This is a genomic window from Sorangium sp. So ce185, assembly GCF_051526825.1.
In the GTDB taxonomy this organism is placed as follows: domain Bacteria; phylum Myxococcota_A; class Polyangia; order Polyangiales; family Polyangiaceae; genus Sorangium; species Sorangium cellulosum_D.
Genome location: NZ_CP150316.1, coordinates 5,625,753 through 5,650,463, shown reverse-complemented (window position 1 = coordinate 5,650,463; position 24,711 = coordinate 5,625,753). Strand labels below are relative to the sequence as shown.

Below are 24,711 nucleotides of genomic sequence, written 5' to 3'. Positions count from 1 at the left end.
CAGGCGGAGTCGATGGGCGGGCTCTACAGGTTCCGATCCTCGTACGCCACGAGCTCTGCCACCTGACGCGCCTGATCGGCGGTGAGCGCCCCCTTCTCCATGGCCCGCGCGTTCTCCACGGCCTGGGCCGTGCTCTTGAAGCCGGGGATGGGGATTGTGTTCGGGCTCTTGGCCCAGATCCACGCCAGCGCGCCCTGGACCAGGGTCCGGCCGTTGCTGGTCAGGATCTCGCGGGCGGCCTCCAGGCGGCGGGCGTAATTGGGGTTCACCTTGCCGTCCTTGAACCAGGTGATCCACTCGAAGTTGCTGGTCCGCACGTCGCCGCGGGGCAACGTCTCGCCCTTCGTGTACCGGCCCGAGAGCATGCCCATGGCCAGCGGGCTCCGGCACAGGAGCGCCAGCCCTTTGCCCTCGCCGTAGGCGATCAGCCGGTCGTTTCCCTCGAACACGTTGAGCAGGATCTGGGCCGCGCCGCAGTGCGGGCCGCGGGCGAAGGCCTCGACCGAGGCCTTCACGTCGGTGCTCCAGCCGTAAGCGCGTATCTTTCCCTCCTTCACGAGCTGCTCGAGCACCTCCACCACCTCGCCGGCTTTCTGCGGCGGGTGCTCCCAGATGTGGAGCTGGTAGAGGTCGATTCGATCGGTCCCCAGCCGCCGCAGGCTCCCCTCCACGGCGCGCCGGATGTACGCCGGGCTGGCGTCGGTCCTGCCCAGGTTGGCGTGCTTCTCCTCGTCGAAGACGTGACCGAATTTGGTCGCCAGGGTGACACGGTCGCGGATCCCCTGGATGGCCTTCCCGACCAGGACCTCGCTGTGCCCCGAGCCGTACACGTCGGCGGTGTCGAGCAGCGTGACGCCGGCGTCGATGCCGGCGCGGATGGCCCGGATCGACTCCGCGTCGTCGGTGCCGTGCCACTCCCAGCTCGCGCCCGGGTCGTTCCACTTCCCAGCGATGGCCCAGCACCCCAGGCCCAGCGCGCTCGTCTCGATGCCCACGCTCTCCCATCGTCGCTTCATGGCGTCCTCCTCATGGATCGAATGTCCGGGCCCAGGTATGAGGCCGCAGGCGCGCGGGAACGAGGACCGCCGCTGCGGTTCCGGCGTGGACCACCGGGAGAGCCATGGTCGGGGGCGGCCGCCGCGGACCACGCTCCGAGCATGGGCCCATGCTCCGACGCCCGTCGAGCGATGTGTCGGCAGGGCCGGAGGGCGGCGCCGGCGCCGCGCTTGCTGCCGGTCCACGTGGGGAGTCTGCCCGGCGGGCGGCGGCCATGCCGCGGTCGGGCTCCCCGGAAGACTAGCTCACACGGGCGAGAGCCCGCGCGCGTCGTGCCCGTTGGCCGCGGCGAGCCGGGCTCCGTCTTGGCGGAGCACCACCGTCTGCGCCGGGGCCGGGTAGCCCAGCTTCGCGACCTCGTCGTAAACGACGAGGTGCGCGGCGGCGAGCGCCAGCGGGTACTTCGAGCTCTCGATGTAGGGGTGCGCGACGAGCAGCGGGCCGGTGGGGGTCACGCCCACCAGCTCGACGAACGGCGCTGGGCTGCTGACGGCGTGAGGCGCCTGAGCGAGCTTCTCCTTCAATACGGCGATAACCTTGTGCACGTCGGCGCCGTGAGGGAGCTGCACGTTGATGTTCAAGCGCGCGACTCGGTTCTCCGAGTGGTTCTTGATGATCTCGCCGAAGATCTTGTTGTTGCCGAGAAAGGTGCGTTCGTTGTCGAAGGTGTCGACCGACGTGACGAAGAGGCCGATCGAGTGCACGATGCCCGTCACGCCGGCGATGGTGACCACGTCGCCGACCTTGAAAGGGCGCAGCACGATCATGAAGACGCCAGCGGCCAGGTTGGCGAGCAGGCCGGACCACGCCATGCCGATGGCGACCCCGGTGGCCGCCAGGATCCCGGCGAAGGTGAAGGTCTGGACGCCGAAGACGCCGAGGACCGTGATGACGAGCAGGATGTTGAGAAGCACGCTCGCGACCGAGTGCAGGTAGCGCGCGAGCGTCTCGTCGATGTTGCGAAACTTCGTCGTTCGATCGAGCAGACGAAGGATGCCGCGTATGACCAGGCGCCCTGCGATCCACAGGACGATGGCACCGATGATCTTGGTGCCGATCTCGGCGCCGATCACGAGCCCGACGTCCACGTACCTCTTGAGGGTCTCGTTCATCCCGCGATTCTCTCCCTTCTCTCGGTCCAGCGATGTCCCCGCGAGCGAGCGGGTGATGGTTCGTCGCGCCCGCCGACCTCTGCCGATCGCCGCGGCGCCCTCGCAAAAGAACCCATGCGAGCCGTGGGAGCCGGAATGCGCTCGCACGCCTCGGCAACACACCGTGGCCGGGCGGCCGAGCAGGACAAACCTCGGCGCGGGTGCGCCAACCCCCCAAGCTGCGTGGCCGAACCTCGTCCCAGCCGAGGTCCAGCACGATCATGGTACCGAGCAACACAGCGAGGGGTCAAGTCTCGCCGTCCCATCCTCCGTCGCTTCTCCGACGTGGCAGGCCATGCGCGCCTGTGTGCTCCACGACCTCCGACCGGGCGCGAGATCTGCGTTGCCCCCTGACGGCCAACCGTCGATGAACGCCGTGCCCGCGCCCAGCATCGAAGCGGCCATGACCATAGACTCCGAGCGTATCCATTCAGCATCCACGGCCAGCATGAGCGCCTCGGCCGCCTTCACCATAGCGGCAGTCCTCGCCGCCGCGGCGTGCGAGCCGGCGGCGCGCCGGGGCGCGGCCGGGGATCGCCAGAGCGGCAGCGCCACAGCGGACAGCGACCACACGGTCAACGCGCGGAGCGCGCTGGGCGACGGGGGCGCGGACGACTGCGAGGCCTCGAGTGGCAGCGCCGGCGAGGGCGGCAGCGGCGCTACCGGCGGCGGCGAGGGCGGCAGCAGCTCTACCGGCGCCGGCGGCGAGGGCGGCGCCGGCTCGACCGGCAGCGGGATGCCAGGCACGTGCGCGCCAGGCTCGGTCGTCGCCTGCTACACCGGCCCCGCGGGCACTGCGGGCGTCGGGCGCTGCGCTCCTGGAACGCAGACGTGCCGCGTCGATGGCCTCGGCTACGGCCCCTGTACGGGCGAGGTGACGCCCGGCACGGAGCTCTGCGCCACGTCGGTGGACGAGAGCTGCGACGGCGTGCCCGACTGCCCTCAGGCGTCGCCGTGGGCGCGGGGGTACGGCAGCCCCGGCTACGATCACGGCCTGTCCATCGTGAGCGACATCTCGGGCAACTACTACGTCTCCGGGCACTTCGAGGGGACGGTCGACTTCGGCGCCGGCCCCCTCACCAGCGCAGGGGGATACGACATCTTCCTTCTCAAGCTCGATCCCACGGGCTCGGTGATCTGGAGCAGGCGCTACGGGACCGAGTTCGACGATTGGAGCGGCGTCATGACCGTCGACGGGAACGGCAACATCTTTCTCTCCGGCGCGTACGACGGCATCATAGGTCTCTTCCCAGGCCCGGATCTCGGCGGGGGCCCGATCGCGGCCGGCGACGACTCCGGAGTCTTCGTGGCCAAGTTCGACGCCGGCGGCGATCATCTCTGGAGCACCGGATTCCCAATCTTTGGCGCCACGGGGGTGTGGCGAGTAGCTGAGATCGCGGTCGATGCCGTCGGTAATGTGTACATGCTCTACAGCATCTACGATTACACCTACCTGGCGAAGATCGGCGCCGGCGGCGCCGGGATCCTCTGGACACAGTTTGTTCCGGCATCCGACCTCAGCAATGCAGCGGTGAGCCTCGCGGTCGACAGCGCCGGCAACGCGATCGTGGCGAACGAGGATCCCCCGGACGGTTCGCATCTCGTCGGGGAGTACTTCACCGTCTTCAAGTTTGACCCGGCGGGCGCTCTGGTCTGGACGCGGATGTTCGAGAACAGCGGGGCGATGGGCGCCTCCTCGGTGGCGGTCAACGCGTCGGATGAGATCCTCGTGGCGGGCTCCGCGGATGGGCTCGTCGACTTCGGCGGCGGCGTGCTCCCCGCCGGCCCCGTGCTCGTCAAGCTGGACTCGGCAGGCCAGCACGTCTTCAGCCGCTCGGTCCGCTTCGGCAACAAGATCGCCCTGGATCCTGCCGGCGGCATCATCGTCGCCGGGGGCGGGCTCGCCAGGCTCGACGCGAGCGGCAACGAGCTCTGGTGGGTCGATTTCGATGCTCGCGTGGAGGATATCGCGATCGCGCCGAATGGCACGATCGGCGTCACCGGCGACGTGATCGGTCCGGTCGATTTCGGGACCGGCCCGGTACCTTACGCGGGGGGCCGCGATATCTTCGTCGCCACGTTCGGCCCCTGAGGGCCTCGGCCCCGGCGTCGTCGCGACGCCCGCGCCATCCTGCGGCGCGGGCGTCGCGCGGCGAGCGGGGGCGATCCCGCCCGCGACCCGAGGCGCGGCGCGCCTCGCCTCACCGCGGGACGTCGACGGGCACGAAGCAGGAGATGTTCGTCTCGATGTGGAAGTTCGACCCGTCGGTGTGGCGCTCCGCGTGGAAGATATCCATCGTGTACGTGTTGCCCGGAGCGATTCCCAGGTAGTCGGCCTGGGCGTCGAAATCGATCACGCCCGACTCGGGCCCGTGCATGCTGCCGAGATCGAGGGCGAGCTTGCCGTTGATGAAGATCCACATGTCGTCGTCGCCCCGGAAGCTGAACTCCTGGCCGGCGACGTAGCCGAACTTGAGGTGGATCTCGGTGGTGAAGAGGAAGTTCTGGTTCTTGCCGTTGGGAGGGTTGATCCCGAACCCCTCCTCCGGCGCGAGCGGGAAGAAATCCGTGCTGTCGAAGACGTACCGACCCGAGCCGGGCGGCGACTCCTCGAGCTCGAGCTGCTTGGGGAAGGTCATGTTCACGCCGGGCACGTCGCGGTACCACTGGTTGAACGACTCGCTGCTCGTGATGACGACCTGGTTCGGGGTCCCGCCCCCGCAGTCGAGCGGGGTCTGCAGGTCCGCCTGGCAGCCGATCGAGTCGAGGAACACCGGCTTGCTGTCGCCGTCGAGCTGCGGCTCGATGAGCTTGCGGCGAACCACGTCTCCCCGGAAGTCCATCTCGAAGTCGGGGTGCGTGTCCTTGAAGTCACGGTAGAGGACCTCGAGCGTGCTCTTGCAGTCGCTCCCGCCGGCGCCGCCGGCGCCGATGGTCACGTTGCCCCCCGAGATGCTCCCGATGTCGTCGCCGCTCGAGCTGCTGCTCTCCCCCGAAGGCGTCCCGCTGGTGCCGCCGGTGGTCGGCCCGCCGCCGGAGCCGGAGCTCGAGTTGCCGTTGTTGTCGTCAGGCCCCGAAGAGCAGGCCAGGGCCGCGATGGCGAAGGTCACAAGAAAGAGAGAGCGAGGGGACATAGAGAGTACTCCTGGGATAAAGTAGGACAACCACACCTCGTGGGGGTTGTCAACGTCGCCCCTGGAATCCTACGCGAGATCGCGCGGCGCCTGCCGCCACGATCGCGTGGAGATCGCTTAATTCAGCCCTGCTGCATCCGACGGAATCCTGCCTCGTTTGGCAAGAGAGAGAACTAATGCGCTGCGTCGTCCCGCGCGGGCCGGTCAGGGCGAGGCGGGTTGGTCGGGCGCGGGCGCGGCGGCGCCGCACCCCTCGGGCTCCATCGCGGCGATCCACGCGCGGACGAGCTCGACGCCGTCCGCGTCCGGCAGACGATTCGAGAGCTCCGGCATCTTGATCTCGGGATCGGTCGAGCGCATGCGGAAGATCATGATGCTCTCCTCCGGAGCGCCGGGGACGATATCGTAGGTGTTACCGCCGGTGCCCGCGCCGGCCGCCGCCGCGACCTTGCACACGCCGTTCTTGGACGGGTCGGTCTCCCAGGCGAGCAGGACCAGCCCGCTCACGCCGCCGCCGCCGCCCGGGCGGTGGCAATGGGAGCAGTTGCCGTGCAGGTACGCCCGGGCGCGGGCGTCGAGCGGCGCGTCGCCGAACGGATCCGGGAAGCTGGGCAGCCGCTCGGGCGCGCCGAGGGGCGCGCGGAAGATCCCCTGCGCCTCGAGCCACGCGAGCTGGTTCCGGGGCGCCCCGTCGACGACGATCTCGCGGTTCAGCTGCGGGGTGATCAGCCCGAGCACGGCGGTGCGGTCGTCGCGCTCGTGACAGCTGTTGCACTGGTTGGTGTTGGGGACGAGGTACTGCGCGCGCGTCGGGCTCCCCGAAGCGTCGATCACGTCGACCGCGATCCGGGCGCCCGCCACGCTGCGCGTCGCCTCGGTCTGCTCCTCGTTCCAGACGTAGGTGTGCGGCTTCCACCCCTCTTCCCCGAGGATGAGCAGGCGTGTCTCGAGGATGCGGGCGGCGCTCGAAGGATCGCGCCGATCGATCCCCAGAGAGAACGTCTTGATGACGATGGTGCCGAGCGGGAACTCCCAATCTTCCACCTCGCTCGCCGCGATCTGCTCCCCCGCCGGGAGCACCAGGAATCGCCCTTTGCCGGCGTGGTCGGCCCAGAGCGGCGCGGCCACCTCGTAGGGGATCACGCCCTCGGCCGGCCGCAGCGCCGACAGCGCGCCCTCGAAGAAGCCGTATTCCGACAGCGTGTCGTACGGCATGCTCTTCTGTGGCGGCTCGGGCGGGTCCGGCGGATCGGGTCGCTCGGGCTCCTCGGGCGGCGGGGCGCCCCCCGGCCGGGCGTCCCCCTCGCCGGCGCATCCGAAGGCCGCGAGCGAGAGGCACGCGGCGAGGCTAAGGCTGCGCGGGAGGGAGCGGGTCATAGGCGCACTCGACCGCAGAGACATCCTGGCTCTCCGCCGGCAGCTCGCCGCAGAGGTTGAAGTTCACATATGTGGCCTCGGGCTCCGAGACGCAGTTGACGAGGTGACCGTCGTCCTCGGCGCTCGGGTCGGTGCAGCCGTCCCAGGCCACGTCGGGCATCGGCCGAATCGCCGTGAACAGCGAGAAGAACGGGAGCGGATCCGTCCCGTTGTCCTCGTAGACGTTGTCGTGGACGAAGTTGCCCTGCGGGAAGAGGTCGAAATCGTCGTCCATCACCGGGCCGAGGAGGTCTTCGCTATAGCTCAGGATCGCCACCGCGACGGACTGGTTGCCCCGGATCTCGTTCTCGTGAACCTCGTTGTCGTCGGAAGCGAGGATCATGACGCCGAGCCCCGGCGGCAGGGCCGCGACGACGGTGCCCGCGGCGGCGAAGTTCGGGCCGTTGTTGTTCTCGATCCGGTTCTTGTACACGTTGACGCGCTTGCCGTCCTGGACCGGCAGATCCGGCAGGTTGAAGAGGAGCAGGCCGCCCGTGTTGTCGTGCGTGTAGTTGTCGCGCACGACCGCATCCGTCGAGTTCTCGATCTCGATGCCGGCGACATTGCCGTAGGCCTCGTTCGAGGCGACGAGGATGTGCTGCGACTGACCGACGTAGATCCCGGCGTCGCGCGCCCCCTTGACCACGCACCGCTCGATCACGACGTCGGTCGAGCCGACCGGGTAGAGGCCGTAAGCGCCGCTGTCCTCCGACGCGTCCGCCTCCCACATCACGGCGACGTCGCGGAAGGCGATCCCCTGCACGCTGTCGGCGCGGATGCCGTCGCCCGGCGTGTTGCGCACCTGGAGATCCCGCACGGTGACGCCGTCGCCGCGAATGAGGAGCCCGTTGGCGCCGGTGTCCTGGTCCGAGAAGTCCAGGATCGTCTCGTCCTTGCCCGCGCCGATCAGCGTCACGCCGTCGACGTCGAGCGACAGCTCGGTGGTGAACGAGAACGTCCCCGCCTCGAAGCAGACCGTCGCCCCGGGCGCGGCGTCGATCAGCGCCGTCTGCACCGCCGTCGTGTCGTCGTCGCCCGGCGCGAGCCGGATCGCGCACGCGTCCTCGCCCCCCGCTCCGCCGCCGCCGCCCGCCCCGCCGGTGCCGCCGCCCGCCCCGCCGGTGCCGCTCCCGCTGGCCGGGGTGACCCCCTCCTCGCTGCTGCAGGCGACCGCCGCGAGCGCCAGGCCCAGGCTCATGCAGGCTCCCAAGAAGACATTCCGCTGGAATTTCACACCGCGCAGGCTACCGGAGCGCGCTCGGGTTGTCCAACCTCGCTCCGCGGCCGAATCGCGCACAACTCCACGCAATCACACAACAAATCGGCGAGCTCTCCGGCGGTGAGCCCCGTCTCTGCCCCTCGCGCCTCGGCGCTTCCCGTCGCGTCACGCCGCCTCGGCGGGGTAGTGCTCACATTTGCCCGGAGAGAGCTCCCATGAAGGCGGGAAGGCGGGAAGATCATTGGTCTTTCTGCCCGCCTTCCCGCCTCCCCGCCTTCATGTTCAATTCTGAGCACTGCCCCCGGCGGACGGGCTCAGACCAGGCGGTGCCCCCCGTCGACGTGCAGCGTCTCGCCGGTCGTGAACCCGTTGCCCATCAGGAAGAGCGCGGCGTGCGCGATGTCCGCGGGCGCGCCGACGCGCCGGGCCGGGAGGCGGCGCGCGTGCTGCTCGAACCGCTGCCCCTTCTCGCCGCCGGCGATGGAGTCCCAGATCGGCGTGTCCACCCAGCCCGGCGACAGCGCGTTCACGCGCACCGGCGCGAGCTCGATGGCCAGGGCGCGCACGAGCGCCTCGAGCGCGCCGTTCGCCGCCGCGATGACCGCGCCGCCCGGCCCCGGCCGCGCCGCCGCGATGCCGGTGGTGAAGACGAGCGAGCCGCCGGGCTCGATCCGCGCGTGCTTGGCGATGTGGAGCGCCGCCACGAGCTTCGAGTCGATCGTGCGGCGCGCCGCGGCGACGTCGAGCTCGCGGATCGGCTGGTAATGGCCCTGCACCGCCGTGACCACCACGTGGTGCGCCGGCGGATGCTCGCTGAACAGGCCCTGCACCTCGGCCTCCTGGGTCGCGTCGGCCGCGACGGTGCGCACGCGGCGCGCCTCCCCGAGCTCGGCCGCGGCGGCGGCGAGCCTCTGCGGCGAGCGGCTCACGAGGGTCAGCGTCGCGCCCCGCGCGAGGCAGGCCCTGGCCACGCCGAGGCCGATGCCCGACGAGCCCCCGATGATGACGACATGCTGGTGTTCAAGGTTCATGAACGAGGGGTAACGCGCGCGCCCCGCGAGCACCATGGGACGATATGGCATGCTTCGTCCCATGGACGGGATGATCTCCCTCGAGGACGTACGGCTCTTCGCGGCCGTCGCGCACCACCTGAGCTTCGTCGAGGCGGCGCGGCGCACGGGGGTGCCCACCAGCACCGTGAGCCGCCGGGTGGCGCTGCTGGAGGAGGCGCTGGGGGTGCGGCTGCTCCAGCGCACCTCCCGCCGCGTCGGCCTCACCGGCGAGGGCGCGCGGCTGCTCGAGCGCGCCGGGCCCCTGCTCGACGAGCTCGGGTCGGTGCTCGACCGGGTCGCCGATCGCGAGGACGAGCCCGCGGGCAGGCTCCGGGTGACGGCGCCGGTGATGACGGGCGCGCAGCGCATCGCGCCGGCGCTGTCCGCCTTCGCCGCCCGGCACCCTCGCCTGACCGTGGAGCTCACGCTCACCAACGCGGTGGTCCCGCTGGTCGAAGAGGGCGTCGACCTGGCGTTTCGCGCGGGGCCCGTTCAGGACGCCGAGCTCGTGGCGCGGCGCCTGTGGTCGCTCCCGTACGCGCTGGCCGCGTCGCCGCGCTTCGTGCAAGAGGCCCTGCGCGGCCGCACGCGGCTCGCGCGCGCGTCGCTCGGCGACTTGCCCGCCGTCCTGAGCCGCGCGGACGCCGCGTGGCGCCTCCGCCGGCGGGACGGCTCCGTCGAGGAGGTCCGGCCGCGCGCGCGCTTCTGCGTCAACGATCCGCGCGCGGCGATCGCCGCGGCGGCGCAGGGGCTGGGCGCGGTCTGCGCGCCCCGCGAGGTGATCGCGCAGCACGGCGAGGCGCTCGTCGAGCTCACCGTGACGGGCCGCACCGTCGAGCCGCGCGAGCTCTTCGCGGTGTACCCGTCGCGGCGGCTCCTTCCCGCGCGCGTGCGCCTGGCGCTCGACTGGGTGATCCGGCACGGCTGAGCGCCCCGCGCCGGCGCCGCCGGCGCTCAGGACGCCCGGAGCTCGATCCGCCGCCAGTCGGCCGCCACCTCGAGCTCGACGCCGCCGTCCAGCGCGCGGTGCGACCTCGCCCCGACCACGGCGCGCGGCGGCGGCACGCCGTAGACCCGGATCGTCTCCACCTCGCGCGCCGCCGGCGCCGGCAGCTCTCCCTCGACGCTGCGCTCGAGCGTGAACGCCGCGCCGTCGAGGCCGCCCGAGAGCCGCGTCGTGCGCGACGCGCCGTGACCGTCGCCCTCGTCCTCGTAGAGGCGGCCGCTCACCCGCTCCGCGGCGTGCACGTGCCAGGTGATCTCCTCCCAGCGCGCGCTCGTCGTGTGCATCCGCGGCGCGGTAAGCGCGACCGCGCCCCCGGCGCGCAGCCACACGGGGACCACCCCGAGCGGCGCATCGGCGATGACGTGGCGCCCGCCCTCCTCCACCCTCCCCGCGCGCTCCAGGTTGGCGAAATCCATCCACGCGCCGGCGGGCAGGTACGACAGCCGCTTCGACTGCCCCGGCCGCACCACCGGCGCGACGAGCAGGTCGTCGCCAAAGAGGAACTGATCGTAGGCGTGGAGCGCCTCGGGATCCTCGGGCGCCAGGAGGGACAGCGGCCGCATGACCGGCAGGCCCGTCTCCGCCGCCTCGCGCATCAGCGTGTACAGGGTCGGCAGGAGCCGGTAGCGCCGCTCGAGCACGGCGCGCGCGAGGCCGAGGTACGGCTCGCCGAAGCGCCACGGCTCCTGCGCAGGCCGGCCCCGCGCCGCGTGGTTGCGCATCAGCGGGTAGAACAGCCCGGCCTGCATCCAGCGCACGAGCAGCTCGCCGTTGGCGCGGCCGACGAAGCCCGGGATGTCCGCGCCGACGAACGGCACGCCCGAGAGGCCGAGGCCGAGGAGCATCGGGATGGACGCTTCCAGGTGCGTGAAATTGCTGGCGAAGTCGCCGGTCCACACCGCGGCGTAGCGCTGGATGCCGGCGAAGGCCGCGCGCGTGAGCACGAACGGGCGGCGCTCCGGCGCGTGGCGGGCGAGCCCCTCGTGGGCGGCGCGCGACATGCCGAGGCCGTAGACGTTGTGGACCTCGAGGTGCCGGCGGGCGCCGTGGCGCGCGTCGTAGGGGAGCGTGCTGCCCTCGATCGTGCCGAGGCCCGAGGTGCGCCCGCCGTTCGGCGCGGGCAGGCCCCGGTCGGGCCGGACGGAGAAGCACGCCGGCTCGTTCATGTCGTTCCAGATGCCGGCGACGCCCGCGTCGATGAAGGCCTTTTGCAGATCGCCCCACCAGCGCTGCACGTCCTCGCGCGTCAGATCCGGGAAGACCGCTGGATCGGGCCAGACCTCGCCCACGAGCGTGTCGCCGCGCGACAGCCGGACGAGGAAGTCGCGCGCGCGCGCCTCTTCGTACACGGCGTAGCCCACATCCGCCTTGATCCCGGGGTCGACGATGGTCACCAGCCTGACCCCCTCGGCCGCGAGATCGCGCGCGAGCCGCGCCGGGTCCGGGAAGCGCGAGCGGTCCCAGGTCCACACCCGGTAAGCATCCATGTAATCGATATCGAGGTGGACAACGTCGAGGGGGAGGCCGCGCGATCGGTAGCCGCGGACGACGCCGCGCACGTCGTCCTCGTTCTCGTAGCCCCAGCGCGACTGGTGCGCGCCGAGGCTCCAGAGGGGCGGCATCGCGGGGAGCCCGGTGAGCGCGGCGTAGCGCCGGAGGACGTCGGCCGGGCGCGGGCCGGCGAGGAGATAGACGTCGAGCTCGGGCCCCCGCGACTCCCATTCGATGCGATCCGGGTGGCTCAGGGCGATATCGACCTCCGAGCGCCACGGCTCGTCGAGGAAGAAGCCCCAGGCGGCGCCGCCGCGGAGGGCCAGGAAGAAGGGAATCGAGGCGTAGAGCGGGTCGGACTCGACGTGCGGGGGGAAAGCGTCGGTGTTCCAGAAGGTGAAGCGCAGGCCGCGCTTGTCGAGGGGCCCGACCTTCTCGCCGAAGCCGAGGTAGGCCTCGCCGGGCGGCGCCGCGAGCGAGAGCCGCGAGCGGAATTCGTCGACGGGGAAGGCCGGCCGGACCTCGCCGGACACGCCCTCGCTGCGCGCGAGGGCGCGGCCCTCTCCGTCGCCGAAGGTCCATGTGCCCGAGGCGAGCGAGACCTCGAGAGAGGCGCCCTCGGCGCTCACGTGGAGCGCGTCCCCCTCCCGACGCGCGGTGAGCGGCAGCGCGCCGTCGGCCACCACGGCGAAGGAGCGCTTGGGCGGCAGATCGGGGTGCGTGAAGCCCGTCACGGCGGACGAGGGGGCGTGGCGCACGCGCAGCACGCCGGGGCCTGGACAGCGGATCTCGACGGCGGCGCGCGGGCCGGAGAGGAGCACGTGAGTCGCGCCGATCGCGGCGTCGGTGAGGAACATGCGGCGACTCTAGCCGGGGCCCGCCGCGCTCGCCACGATCCCCGCGCGGCGCGGAAATACGGGCGTGCTGTTGCAAGCGCCGGCGAGGTTCTCCTACGCTCGCGCCGTGGTCGGGGAGACGCTCGGCGGGAAATACAGGATCATTCGCCTGCTCGGCCAAGGCGGGATGGGCGCCGTCTACGAAGCGCAGCTCGCCGCGTCGGAGCGGCGGGTCGCCGTCAAGGTCATGCACGGCGCTGCCCTCCAGGGGGGCGGCCTCGCCCTGAAGCGCTTCCAGCGCGAGGCGCGCACCGTGGCGATGCTCGATGACCCGCACATCGTCAGCGTGATCGACGCCGGGGCGGACCCGGCGACCGGCGCTCCCTTCATGGTCATGGAGCGCCTCGAGGGCGAGGATCTGCACCAGCGGCTCCGCCGCGCCGGTGCCCTCGCGCCGGAAGCCGCGCTCCGGATCGCGGCGCAGACGTGCCGCGGCCTGTCGCGGGCGCACGAGATGCGCATCGTCCACCGGGACATCAAGCCCGCCAACCTGTTCCTCGCGCGCGTCGATCAAGGAGAGATCGCCGTCAAGCTGCTCGATTTCGGCATCGCCAAGATCAAGGAGCAGGCGGCGCAGGGCCTCACGACGACGACCGGACTCACGCAGAGCGGGGCGATCCTCGGCTCTCCCCACTTCATGTCCCCGGAGCAGGCGCGCGGGCTCCGGGACATCGATCATCGAACCGACATCTGGTCGCTGGGCGTCGTGCTCTATCACGCCCTGACGGGCCATGTGCCCCACGAGCATATCCATGCCCTCGGCGACCTCATCCTGGCGATCTGCACCGAAGGGCCGCCGCCGATCCGGGCGCGGGCCCCGTGGGTCCCGGCCGAGGTGGCGGCGCTCGTGCAGCGCGCGCTGGAGCGCGATCCGGACCGGCGCTTCCCGAGCGCCGCGGCGATGCTGGACGCGATGGGGCCGCTCTTGCCGGCGGGCGGCTGGTCGCTCGACGAGCAGCTGCTGGCGCGTCCGGCGCCGCGCGAGGTGGCCGCGGCCCCGGCGCCGGCGGCCGGGCGGGACGAGCCGACGGTCGTCGGGACGGTCGAGGGCGTGGAGCGGCGGGTGGTGCAGGTCGGCGGCGATCCGCTGGTGAGCGGCACCGACACGACGGTTCCGGCGCCGGGGCCCCCGGGGGGCGTGGAGCCGACGGCGCCCAGCGAGGCCGCGGGCGCGCCGGCGGCGCGGCGGAGGGCGCGCGCCTCGCTGGGCGCGGGGGAGCAGGTCGCCCGGCGGCTCCGCCACGGCCCGTTCAGGGCCCGGGCGAGCCACGCCGCCGCGCTCGCGCTGGCGGCCACGGTGGCGCTCGGCGTGGCGTGCTTCTTCCTGCTGTCCGGGACGACGCGCACGCTCGCGCCGACGTCGGCAACGCGTGCCGAGAAGATGCGAGAGCGCGTGAGCTTGGCGGCTGGGATCTCCGTGCCGGCTGTGCCGTCTTCCGTGGTTGACCCCTCAGGGACTTCACCGGCGTCCCCTTCGGGTCGCGTTCCTGGAATCATGGGTCCACGAATCATGGGTCCACCACCGGCAGCTTCGCCTGCCGGAACCAGGGTGCGCGGTCCGCGTAAGCTACCGGCGACGGCCCCTTCGGCTCGACCTGTTGCCAAGACCAACGAAGACGACTCTGCCCCGGAGGGGCCCATCGATCCGAGATTGGGATACTAGGAGACGCCCTCCAGCGATCGCGCGGTGGCGCCTCTCACGACGTGCCGACCGCGCGACCCGGGTGTCCGGTCGGCGAGGGCGCGCTCGACGGCCGGGCAAGCCCGGAGCCGGTGGCCGCGGGCATCGCGTCGACCGGTCACGGCGGCGGCGCGCCCGGCGCCGCCCCCAGCCGCCCCGGCGGCGGCAGCTCCAGCACGGGCGGTGGCTCGCCGGCCGGCCGGTGCTGCCAGTCGGGGTCGATCCAGAGCCATTTGACGAGCTGCGTGTTTCGCGCGTTGGGGATGTACCCCCTCACCCACGGCTTCACCAGCGTCGTCTTCTCCTCGAAATAGAGCGGGATCCGGCACATGCCGCCGAGCGCCCGCCGCTCGGCCGCGCGGAAGCGACGGATGCTCTCCCGCGGATCGGCGATCGCCGCGGCCCGGCGGAGCTCCTCGTCGAACTCCGCATCTGCCCAGCCGCTCCGGTTGTTGGGGCTGTACGAAAGGAAGTTGCCGAGCCACGTCTGCGGATGGTTGTAGTCGGCGTACCAGGCCAGCCGGATCACCTGGAAGTTGCCGTCGCGGAGGTTCTTGAGCATCACCCGCCACTCCTCGTTCCGCAGCGTCGCGGAGATCCCGAGGTGGCGCTTCCACATGTCCTGGATGGCCACGGCGACCTGCCCGTGCCCCTCCCCCGTGTTGTAGAGGACCTCGAGCGGCGGAAACCCCTTCGCGCGGAGCTCGTCCCCCTCGCGGACGACCTCGTACCCGGCCTCGGCGAGCAGCGCGCGAGCGCGCGCGGGGTCGTGGCCGACCTCGGGGCTCGCGAACGGATCGGCGCCGCGCGCCCGGTCCTCCGCCACCTGCTCGGCGTAGCCGGATCCGGTGATGTCGGGCACGTAATGCGTCGCCGGCTTCCCCACCCGCGTGATCTTCTCGACGAGCTCGCGCTTGTCGACGGCGAGGTTCAGCGCCCACCGCACGCGCGCGTCGTCGAGCGGCGGCTTCGCCGTGTTGACCTCGTAGTACACGGTGGAGAGATACTCGATCCGCCGGAGGTCCTTCTTCCCGGACAGCCAGCCGAGGTGGTCGTACGGGAGCTCGGAGTTGTCGCCGAGGTAATCGAGATCCCCCGCCTTGTAGAGCTGCAAAGTGGCGTTGTACTGGGCGATCTCCATCCAGACGATCCGGTGGATCCGGAGGGCGTCATGGGCCCAGTACGCCGGATTGCGCTTCATCGTGATCTCGTACCGGAACTTCCACTCGTCGAGCTGGTAGGGCCCGTTGACGACGATGTTCTCGGCGCGAAACCAGAGCTCCGGCTCGCCGCGCGCCTCGAACGGCTCGATGACGTCGCGGCGCACCGGGAACAGCGTGACGAAGCTCGTGAGATCGGTGAAATAGGGCGTGGGCTGCTCGAGCTCCACCTCGAGGGTGAGGTCGTCCCGGGCCCGCACGCCCACGGCGGCGTCGTCCTCGACGAGCTCCGAGGCGGCGACGAACCCAGTCACCCCGCCGCCGGAGGGCGGCGACGACCGCGGCGCGGCGGGGTCGTACGTGGGGAGGCTCGCGTGGGGCGCGACGAGCGCGTACGCGGCATCGTCGGCGGGCCCGAGCAGGCAGCCCGGGAGGAAGCCGCGGCCCTGGGGTCCCTCGATCTCGAACCAGCGGTCGGCCGCGCCGTTGCAGGCGACCGGCGGGCCGGCCGCGAGGAGGGCGACCTCGGCGCCGCGCCACGCGCCGCCGGCGGCCGCGTCGACGGGCGCGGGCGCCGGGGCCGAGCCGGCCGCGCCGAACGAGAGCCGCTCGCCGGCGCCGGTCTTCTCGTCGGGCTCGGCGTACGTCACCGAGGCGACCCCGGGAGGCGGCGCCGCGAGGGGCGGCACCGCCGACGTCACCCGGGCGGGCGACTGGCCGAGCACGACGACGAACGCGCCCCGCGGCAGGGCGAGCGCGGGCGGCGCGTCGGGCCGCGGCGCCGCGCGGAGCGTCGCGGCCTCGCGCAGCGCCTTGAGCTTGCCCAGGTTGAAGAGCTCGCCGTTCTTGAGGACGTGCAGGTTCGTCGCGGCGAGCGAGGCGGTGGAGGGGCGCAGCACGCGCTTCCACGCGTACTCGAAGTCGCGCGCCGTCACCGGCTTGCCGTCCGACCAGCGCGCCTCGGGCCGCAGGTGGAACCGGAAGATCCGGTTGTCGTCGCTCTGCTCCCAGCGCGTCGCCACCCCCTGGACCGGGCGGAGGTCGCCGGGGCCGTAGGCGGTCAGCCCCTCGAACATCTGCTGGAGCAGCGAGATGCTCACCGAGTCGACGGCCTTGCCGGGATCGAGGTATTCCGGCTCCTCGCCGTTGTTGACGTAGAAGGTCGCTGCGTCCTTGCCGGTGCGCGCCGTCGTCCCGACGTAGCCCTCGCCCTCGCCCGTGCAGGCCGCGAGCGTCGCGAGCAGCGCGCCGAGGACTGTGCCTCTGTGGTTCAAATTCCACCCATCACGGATCCAGCGACGCGCGAGAGATGCGGTGTCAGTCGGCGAACCCCTTCGGGTTCTGCTCTTGCCAGCGCCAGCTGTCGCGGCACATGGTCTCGAGGTCGCGCTCCGCGCGCCAGCCGAGGAGCTCCGTCGCGCGCGCCGGGTCCGCGTACACGGAGGCGACGTCCCCGGGGCGCCGCGCGACGATCTCGTAGGGGACCCGCTTGCCGCTGACCTTCTCGAACGCGGCCACCACCTCGAGCACGGAGTTCCCGCGCCCGGTGCCGAGGTTGACGGTGAAGCTGTCGCCGACGGTGAAGATGCGGTTCAGCGCGGCGAGGTGCCCGAGCGCGAGATCGACCACGTGGATGTAGTCGCGCACGCCGGTGCCGTCCGGCGTCGGCCAGTCGCCCCCGAACACCCGGAGCTTGTCGCGCCGCCCCACGAGCACCTGCGTGATGAACGGCGTCAGGTTGTTCGGAGTGCCGTTCGGGTCCTCGCCGATGAGCCCGCTCTCGTGCGCGCCGACCGGGTTGAAGTAGCGCAGCGACGCGAGCGACCAGCCCCCGGTGGCCGCGACGTCGCGCAGGATGTACTCCACCATGAGCTTGGATTGCCCATAGGGGTTGGCCGGCCCGAGCCGGCACCCCTCGTCGAGCGGCACGCGCTCCGGATCCCCGTAGACGGTGGCCGACGAGCTGAACACGAGCTTCCGCGCGCCCCGGGCGTCGAGCGCCTTGAGCAGGCACACCGTCCCGGCGACGTTGTTCTCGTAGTAGGCGAGCGGCTTCTCGACCGACTCGCCGACCGCCTTGAGCCCCGCGAAGTGGATCGTCGCGTCGACCGGGTGCTCGGCGAGCAGCCGATCGAGCAGCGCCGCGTCGCGGATGTCGCCCCGGACGAACGTCACCTGCTTGCCGGCGATCCGCTCCACGCGGTCGACGGCCGCCTTGCGGCTGTTGCAGAGGTTGTCGAGGATGACCACTCGGTAGCCCGCGCGGAGGAGCTCCACGCAGGTGTGCGAGCCGATGTAGCCCGCGCCTCCGGTGACCAGGATCGTCTTGCTCATGTCGTTCTCCCGAGAGGGTCCATGCTGCTCTCCGGTGGATGAGGCCATGGCCCAGGCCAGCGCGTCAACGGGGACGTCTCCTCACCCCGCGGCGGCTCGGCCCGCGAAATCGTTGCGCCGCATCATCGCGCCGCGCGGCCCGCGGGCGCTGCCGCGGCTGCCTGTCGCGCTCAGGGCGCGGCCGGCCCGCCCAGGGCCGGGCCGAGCCGGCCCGGCGCGGGGAGCTCGAGCTGAGGAAACGCGATCTCGTTCGACGGGTCGTCGCGCCAGCGCGGGTCGATCCAAAACCACTTCACGAGCTGCAAGCTCCGCGCGTTGCCCTTGAACCCCTTGACCCAGGGCTTCACCAGCGCCGACTTCGTGTAGAAGTAGAGCGGCATCTTGGGCATGCGGTCGACGGCCCGCTTCTCCGCCCTGCGGAACGCCCGGATGCCCTCCGCGGGATCGGACGTCGCCGCGGCGGCGCGCATCAGCTCGTCGAACTCCTTGTCGGCCCAGCCCGTCCGGTTCTGCGGGCTGTACGAGAGCAGCGTGCCGAGCCAGGTCGCCGGGTGGTTGTACTCGCCGATCCAGCCGAACCGCACGACCTGGAAATGGCCGTCGCGCACGTTCTTGAGCATCACCTTCCACTCCTCGTTCCGCAGCGTGGCGGAGACGCCGAGGTGGCGCTTCCACATGTCCTGGACCGCGACGGCGATCTGCTTGTGCCCCTCGCTCGTGTTGTAGAGGATCTCGAGGGCCGGAAAGTTCTTCGCCCGGTATCCGTCGCCCTCGCGGACGACCTCGTAGCCCGCCTCCGCGAGCATCGCGCGCGCGCGCTCCGGGTTGAACATCACGTCCGGCGACGAGAACGGATCGACCCCGAGCCGCCTGTCCTCGGCGACCGCCTCGGCGTAGCCCGAGCCCGTGTAGTCCGGGACGTAGTGCGTGGCCGGCGTCTGCCCGCCGCGCGTGATCTTCTCGACGATCTGCTGCTTGTCGACGGCGAGGTTGAGCGCCCACCGGACGCGGACGTCGTCGACGGGCGGCTTCCTCGTGTTGAACTCGAACCAGTACGTGGAGAGGTAGGGATAGCGCTGGAAATCCTTCTTGGTCGACAGCCAGTCCAGGTGCTCGGAAGGAAGCGAGGAGTTGTCGCCCGAGTAATCGAGATCGCCCGCCTTGTAGATGTTCATCGCGGCGTTGTACTGCTCGATCTCCAGCCAGACGATGCGGTGGATCTTCAGCTTGTCGCGGTTCCAGTACATCGGGTTCCGCTTCATCGTGATCTCGTAACGGAACTTCCACTCATCCAGCGTGTAGGGGCCGTTGACCACGATGTTCTCGGGGCGGAACCAGAGCTCGGGCTCGCCGCGCTGCGCGAACGCCTCGATGACGTCCTTGCGCACGGGGAAGGTGGTCACGTAGCTCGTGAGATCGGTGAAGTACGGCGTGGGCAGCTCCAGCTGCACGTCGAGGGTGAGGTCGTCGCGGGCGCGGACGCCGACGGCGCTGTCGTCCTCGACGAGGAGCGCGTCGGGCACGAACCCGACCGGGGGCTCGCCCTGCGCGGGCGCGGGGGCCGCCGCGGGCTCGTACGTGGGCAGGTCCGCGTGCGGCGTGACGACCGCGTACGTCTCGCGGGGCGCCGCGCCCGCGCCGGCCTTGCCCGCGGCGGGGGGGACGAGCAGGCAGCCCGGGAGGAAGCCGCGCGCGCCGTCCCGCGCGACCTCGAACCAGCGGTCGGCGGCGCCGTTGCACTGGCACGGCGGGCCCGCGCCGACGATGTCGACCACGGCGCCCTGCCAGCCGCCGCCGGCCGCCGGGCCGAGGGGCGCCGCGCCGCCCTCCCCGAACGAGAGCCGGTCGCCGGCGTCGCCCTTGGCGAACGTCACCGCGGCGGCGCCCTCGGGCAGCGCCGCGAGCGGCGCGATCGCGGTGTCGACCTGGATCGGCGAGCGCGCCAGCACCACGACGAACGACCCCTTGGGCAGCTCGAGCGCGGCCGGGGCGTCCGGCCGGGGCGCCGCGCGCAGCGTCGCGGCCTCGCGCAGCGCCTTGAGCTTGCCGGCGCTGAAGAGCTCGCCGTTCTTCAGGACGTAGAGGTTCGTCGCGGCGAGCGAGGCGGTGGAGGGGCGCAGCACGCGCTTCCACGCGTACTCGAAGTCGTGCGCCGTCACCGGCTTGCCGTCCGACCAGCGCGCCTCGGGCCGCAGGTGGAACCGGAAGATCCGGTTATCGTCGCTCTGCTCCCAGCGCGTCGCCACCCCCTGGACCGGGCGAAGGTCGCCGGCGCCGTACGTGGTCAGCCCCTCGAACACCTGCTGGATCAGGGTGGCGCTCGCCGAGTCGTTCGACTTTCCCGGATCGACGTACTCCGGCTCTCCGCCGTTGTTGATGTAGATGGTCGTCTCGTCCTTGCCGACGCGCGAGGTCGACCCGGCGTATCCGCCTTCGCCCTCGCTGCACGCCGCGAGCGCGAGGCCCGCGAGCCCGAGCGCCGCGAAGGCCCCCCGCGCCGCTCGACCGGCGCTCCCGCCGCCCCCCTCGCCGCCGGCACCTCGTCGCTCCGGAGCCCGTCGCATGCTGCGGAAGTAGCACGGGGCGGTAGGGGCAGGAAGGCAACGGCTGCGCGGTCCGGCCGTCCCGCCTCTCCAATCCGCGATCCCATCGCAGCCCTCCCGCGGTCTTCGTGGTAGGTCGCGCGCTCGTCATGCTGCACGCTCGCGTGATCGTCTCGTCGGCCGCTCTCTCGGTCTGCTCGGCGCTCGCCCTCGGGCTCCTCGCCGCCGGCTGCGGCGGCGCGAGCCCCGCGGGCGGCGCGCCCCCGCCGGCGGCGCGCTGCGATCCCGCGCACCTCGACGCGTGCGAGCGCGCCCTCGCCGCGGCCCTCGCCGAAGGCCGCGCGCCGCGCGAGCTCGCCCTGGGGTACGTCGAGGCGCGCGCCGCCCGGGACGAAGGCGATCCGTGGGCGCGCCTGCTCCGCGACCTCGACCGGCGCGGCGGGTCGAGGCCGGGCGTCGCGATCGTCGTCGAGGCGGGCGCCGAGGGCGCCGGCAAGGCGCCGCGCGGGGGCGCGGCGGGCGCGACCTGGATCCGCGCCGCGCCGCTGCCGGACCCCGGCGCGCTCGGCGCCGACGCGCTGCTCCTCGCGCTCGGTGAGGCCCTCGGGTACGAGCACCTCATCCACGCGCGCGCTCGCGGCGGCGCGGTCCAGATCTTTCCGCGCGACCCGCTCGGGCCGTTCATGGCCGGCCTCGCGCCGATCGCGCGCGGCGACGCGGCGCTCGCGCGCGCCGCGGACGACATCGCGCTCGCGGCGCTCGTGCGCCGCGCCTTCGGCGCCGCCGGCGCCTTCCGCTACGTCGAGGCCGCCCGCGCGGCCGACGCCCTCGCCGCGGCGCTGAAGGGGCGCGACCCGAACGACGAGCCCGCGCTGCGCGGCCGGTACGCGCTGCAGCTGCTCGGCGCGGCCGGCGTCGCGCTCGAGGACGACGGCGACGCGACCGGCGCCGCCGGCGCGCCCGCGGGGGGTCCTCCGCCCGCCCCGGGCGACACGCCCTACGGCGATCTGCTCCGCGTGCGCACGGCCCGCGACGGCCGCGCGGCGTGGCGCGCCCGCGCCGCGGCGGTGCTGCGGGCCGTGCCCGCGGACCGACGCGCCGCGCTCGACGACCTGCTCGGCAAGGCCCCGGGCTGCGGCCGGGACCTCGCCCCGCCCATGGACGGGCCCCGCGACCTCGTGTTCGCCGCCGCGCTCGCCGGCGCCCTCGCCCCGGGCGACGCCGCGCCCGCCGCGCCCGCGGCCGGGAGCTCCGGGGCGGCGGCGCCGGGCAGGCGGCTGCCGCTCGACGCGTGGCTGCCGCGCTACGAGGCGCTCGTCCGCGCCGTCGACCAGACGAGCACCGCGTGGGCCCACGCGCCGAGCCTGCTCTACGAGCGCGGCCCCGCGCCCGCCGCAGGCCAGGCGGGCAGCGCCGCGCGCCGCCGCGTCACCGAGCTCGGCCTCGCGCACCTCGCCGCGCTGCGCGCGCTCGCCGAGGCCGAGCCGCGCCGCTACCGCGCGCTCGCGCAGATCCCCCTCGCCTACAGCCCCGGGGTGCTCGCCGACGAGCGCCTCCGCGACGCCATCGTCGACCTCACGCAGGTGGCCGTCCAGCGCCGCATGGCCGACGCGCGCGACCCCGAGGCGGTCCTCGGCGCGGCGCTCGCCGGCGTCTTCGCCGGCATGTCGTACCCGCCCGAGGTGCAGCCCGCGCACTTCCTGGCCCTCCAGGGCGCGCTCACCGCGAAGCTGCGCGGCGACCTCACCGCGCAGGCCGGCTGGGGCGTCGCCGGCCTGTACGCGGCCGACGCGGCGTACCGGCTCCTCTCGGATCAGGCGCCCGACCTCGCGTTCTCGTCGGCGCAGATCGAGCGCGCGCTCGCGCCCGCGCCGGCGCTCCCCTACCCCGGCCTCGCGGCGCTCGCCGCGAGCCTCTCGCGCTACGCCGCGCTCGGCGCCGCCGGCGCGCTGGATCCGCGGGCGACCGACGCGGCCCGGCTCCCCCCGGAGCGCCGGGCGGCGCGCGACGCGCTCCGCCGCGCGGTCGCGGGGCTCGCGGCGCCCGGAGCTTCCGGCGGCGCGGCGGGCGACGCGGACGCGCCCCCGCCCGGCCTCGTGGAGGACATCACCGCGCTCGCCGACGGCGTCCTCGCCGTGCTGCTCACCGAGCGCTCGCGCAAGCCCCCGCCCGCGAAGGACGCGTGCGCCGCCGCCGGGCGCGGGCCGAGCGCCGAGGCGCGCCGCGCGCTCGCGCGGCTCGTCGACGTCCGCGGCCGGGTCCTGCTCGCGCCGCGGTACCGGCAGGGCGACGGCGCGTGGGCGCGGAAGGCGCGGCTCCTCGTGACGCTCCTCTCCGACGCGATCGACCTGCTCGCCGCGCCAGGCGCGGGCCGAGCCCCGCGCGCCGGCGCAGAGGAGCCGCGCGTGCGCTTCACCGTCCCCGACGCCGACGCCGAGGCCGCCGTCGCCGCGGGCCTCGACGGGCTCGGCGACCCTGGCCTCGCGGACGCGCTCACCGGCGGCTACGCGCTCGCCCGCGCGCTCTTCTCGTCCGCCACCGCGGACCGCTTCGCGCAGCAGAGCGGCGCGCCCCTCGGCCGGGTGCTCCGCGGGCTCTCCGCGGCGCTCGGCGGCGGCGCGGCGCCGCGCGGCGCCGGGCGGGGCCCGGCCGGCGTCGCCCTCCTCGACGCGCTCGCGTCGCTGCCCGCCTCCCGGGCGGACGGCGACGTCCGGGGCCTCTTCGTCGGCTACGCCAGGGCGCTCTCGGCGCTCGGGCTGCGCGACCAGGCCGACCTCGCGCTGCTCACCTCGCTCCTCGGCGCGGCCGTGCTGGGCGGGCCGCCGTCGCCGGAGGCCGTCGCGCTCGCGAGCGAGCGCGGCAGCCGGGTCGCGTGGGCGCTCTCGTACCTGAGCGAGATCGCGAAGGCCCGGCGCGGCGTCGCCCCGGACCCGTCGGCCTACGCGGACGCGATGCGCGCGGCGTCGGACGACGCCTGCCAGACGGCCGACGCGGGCGACGTGCTCGCGGTCATGGGCGCCGTGCGCGACTTCGCCGGCGGCCGGCGCGCCGAGGCGCGCGACGCGCTCGACCGCGTCCTCGCGTCCGCCGACGCGCGCGGCCTGCGCGTCCCGCGCATGACCTACCGCTACGAGGAGAAGACCGCGACCCGCGTGTTCTCGCTCAGCTTCGACGTCTCGTACGGCGCCGGGCTCCTCGAGGGGTCGACCGGCTTCCAGCTCGGCCTCGGCCTCCGCACCCGCGGCGAGCCCGAGGGCGCGCTCACGGCGGCGCTCGCGCCCGAGGGCTCGCCCCAGGGCGACGAGGACGCCGCGCGCGCCTACGTCGCCGCGGCGGCGCTCGCGGCCGCCTACCACTTCCTCGACGGCGACGCCGAGCGCGGCGCGGCCGCGGCGCGCCGGGCCATCGCCGCGCTCTCGTTCGGCCTGCGGCTCGGGCCGCGGGCGCTGCGCCCCGAGCAGCCGCTCGCCTGGGGCCGCGACGCGCGCGCGCTGCTCGCGATCGACGCCCAGCTCGCCGCCGAGGCCGGCCACCCCTTCCTGGCCGGCGATCTCTGGACGCTCGTGCGCGGCCTCCTGCCGCCCGACGCGGACGACGCCGCGGTCCGGGCGCTGCTCGATCCGCTCCCGGCCGGGCTCGCCGCGGCGCCGGGCGTCGGCCCGCTCGTCGCGAGGACCGCGCGCTCGCTCGCCGCGGTCGCCGGCCCGCTCGCGTGCACCGAGGCGAAGGTCGAGCTCGGCGGCTACGAAGAGCCCGCGTGCGACGCCTATCCGCTCGCGCTCTCGCTGCGCATCGCGGACGTGCTCGGCAGGCTGCCGCACCTCCGGCGCGCGGGCAGCGCGGCGGCGTGCCCCGTCCTGCGCAGCCTCGACGGCTTCCTCACGGCCGCGGAGCGGGGCACGTACGACCCCGACGCGTTCACGGCCGCGGTGGAGGCGCTGCGCCGGAGCGGCCGGCTCTACGACGCCGGTGTCCTGCTCACGCGGCAACGGCGCGAGGGGCACTGCGGCCCGCTCGTGCTCGCCGCCGCGCGCGCGCTCGGCCGCGAGCCCGCCCTCGGCCCGGCGCTGCGCGCCGACCTGCTCAGCGTCGCGGTGCGCTGCGCGGCCGCGGCGCTCGACGCGGGCGTCGTCGACGACGTGCTCTCGCTCGACGGCGAGACGCGCGCCCTCCCGGACCTCGGCCGCAACCTGAAGGTCGTGCTCTTCGCGACGGAGCTCGCCGTGCGCGCGGAGCGCTGGGACGTCCTCGCGCGGCTCGCGAAGCAGCCCGAGTTCGTCGATCGGTGGACGGGGGAGAGCGACGACGCGGCGGCGACCGCGCACCTCATCGAGGCCGCCGCGGCCGCGCTCGCGGGCGAGCCGCCGCCGCGCGGCGCGCGGGCCGACGGCGCGCACGCGCGGCTCTGCGGCGAGCCTCCCGCCGCTCGCGCCGCGCTGTGCGCCGACGTCGAGCGCCTGCGCGCGGGCGCGCTGCCCGACGCGCAGCGAAGGCAGCGCGCGAAGGAGGCGCTCCTGCGCCTGCTCGCCGCCGCGCGCGGGCAGGCCGACGGCCGGTAGCCGCCTGCCCGCC

Annotated in this window: 14 protein-coding genes; 4 read left to right on the top strand and 10 right to left on the bottom strand. The window is 73.5% G+C overall.

Features of this window, described 5'->3' with window-relative positions; translation table 11 throughout:
- Positions 1-23: 23 nt before the first annotated feature.
- The gene (locus WMF26_RS20710) at positions 24-1,016 is read right to left on the bottom strand and encodes an aldo/keto reductase (RefSeq protein ID WP_438001740.1); all 993 of its coding nucleotides are present in this window, start codon (positions 1,014-1,016) and stop codon (positions 24-26) included.
- A gap of 285 nt (positions 1,017-1,301) precedes the next feature.
- Positions 1,302-2,168, bottom strand: coding sequence for a mechanosensitive ion channel family protein (locus WMF26_RS20705; protein WP_438001739.1), 867 nt, complete (start codon positions 2,166-2,168; stop codon positions 1,302-1,304).
- 442 nt (positions 2,169-2,610) lie between these two features.
- On the opposite strand from WMF26_RS20705, the gene WMF26_RS20700 reads away from it, so the two are divergent.
- Positions 2,611-4,299 (top strand): hypothetical protein, encoded by a 1,689-nt coding sequence (locus tag WMF26_RS20700; protein WP_438001738.1) that lies wholly within the window; start codon positions 2,611-2,613, stop codon positions 4,297-4,299.
- Between the two features lie 109 nt (positions 4,300-4,408).
- Here WMF26_RS20700 and WMF26_RS20695 read toward each other — a convergent pair whose 3' ends face one another.
- The 4 genes from WMF26_RS20695 to WMF26_RS20680 form a co-directional block, all read right to left on the bottom strand.
- Positions 4,409-5,341 carry a fibro-slime domain-containing protein gene (locus WMF26_RS20695; protein ID WP_438001737.1) on the bottom strand — a complete coding sequence of 311 codons (933 nt, stop codon included), beginning with the start codon at positions 5,339-5,341 and terminating at the stop codon, positions 4,409-4,411.
- Between the two features lie 204 nt (positions 5,342-5,545).
- On the bottom strand, positions 5,546-6,718 hold the full coding sequence (locus WMF26_RS20690; RefSeq protein WP_438001736.1) for an SO2930 family diheme c-type cytochrome: 1,173 nt from the start codon (positions 6,716-6,718) through the stop codon (positions 5,546-5,548).
- Positions 6,690-7,955: a parallel beta-helix domain-containing protein gene (locus tag WMF26_RS20685; protein ID WP_438001735.1), complete on the bottom strand. Its 1,266-nt coding sequence runs from the start codon at positions 7,953-7,955 to the stop codon at positions 6,690-6,692. Before WMF26_RS20685 ends, WMF26_RS20690 begins: the two co-directional genes overlap by 29 nt.
- Positions 7,956-8,290: 335 nt before the next feature.
- Positions 8,291-9,058, bottom strand: a complete 768-nt coding sequence (locus tag WMF26_RS20680; protein WP_438001734.1) for an SDR family oxidoreductase — start codon at positions 9,056-9,058, stop codon at positions 8,291-8,293.
- Here WMF26_RS20680 and WMF26_RS20675 point away from each other — a divergent pair.
- Positions 9,057-9,956, top strand: a complete 900-nt coding sequence (locus WMF26_RS20675; RefSeq protein ID WP_438001733.1) for a LysR family transcriptional regulator — start codon at positions 9,057-9,059, stop codon at positions 9,954-9,956. The two genes, WMF26_RS20680 and WMF26_RS20675, sit on opposite strands and share 2 nt — an antisense overlap.
- A gap of 26 nt (positions 9,957-9,982) precedes the next feature.
- On the opposite strand, the gene WMF26_RS20670 is transcribed toward WMF26_RS20675, so the two are convergent.
- A complete protein-coding gene (locus WMF26_RS20670; RefSeq protein ID WP_438001732.1) occupies positions 9,983-12,382 on the bottom strand; it encodes a glycoside hydrolase family 31 protein in 2,400 nt (799 codons plus the stop codon).
- A 64-nt stretch (positions 12,383-12,446) separates the two neighbouring features.
- Here WMF26_RS20670 and WMF26_RS20665 point away from each other — a divergent pair, with 64 nt between their 5' ends.
- Positions 12,447-14,084 carry a protein kinase domain-containing protein gene (locus tag WMF26_RS20665; RefSeq protein WP_438001731.1) on the top strand — a complete coding sequence of 546 codons (1,638 nt, stop codon included), beginning with the start codon at positions 12,447-12,449 and terminating at the stop codon, positions 14,082-14,084.
- A 136-nt stretch (positions 14,085-14,220) separates the two neighbouring features.
- On the opposite strand, the gene WMF26_RS20660 is transcribed toward WMF26_RS20665, so the two are convergent.
- From WMF26_RS20660 to WMF26_RS20650, 3 genes are all read right to left on the bottom strand, one after another.
- Complete coding sequence (locus WMF26_RS20660; RefSeq protein ID WP_438001730.1) at positions 14,221-16,536, bottom strand: peptide ABC transporter substrate-binding protein; 2,316 nt, start codon at positions 16,534-16,536, stop codon at positions 14,221-14,223.
- A 43-nt stretch (positions 16,537-16,579) separates the two neighbouring features.
- Complete coding sequence (gene galE, locus WMF26_RS20655; protein WP_438001729.1) at positions 16,580-17,596, bottom strand: UDP-glucose 4-epimerase GalE; 1,017 nt, start codon at positions 17,594-17,596, stop codon at positions 16,580-16,582.
- 170 nt (positions 17,597-17,766) lie between these two features.
- Entirely contained in the window at positions 17,767-20,160 is a 2,394-nt protein-coding gene (locus WMF26_RS20650; RefSeq protein WP_438001728.1) for a peptide ABC transporter substrate-binding protein, read from the bottom strand.
- Positions 20,161-20,288: 128 nt separating this feature from the next.
- Between WMF26_RS20650 and WMF26_RS20645 the strand changes: the two genes are divergently transcribed.
- A complete protein-coding gene (locus WMF26_RS20645) occupies positions 20,289-24,698 on the top strand; it encodes a hypothetical protein (RefSeq protein WP_438001727.1) in 4,410 nt (1,469 codons plus the stop codon).
- Positions 24,699-24,711: the final 13 nt, after the last annotated feature.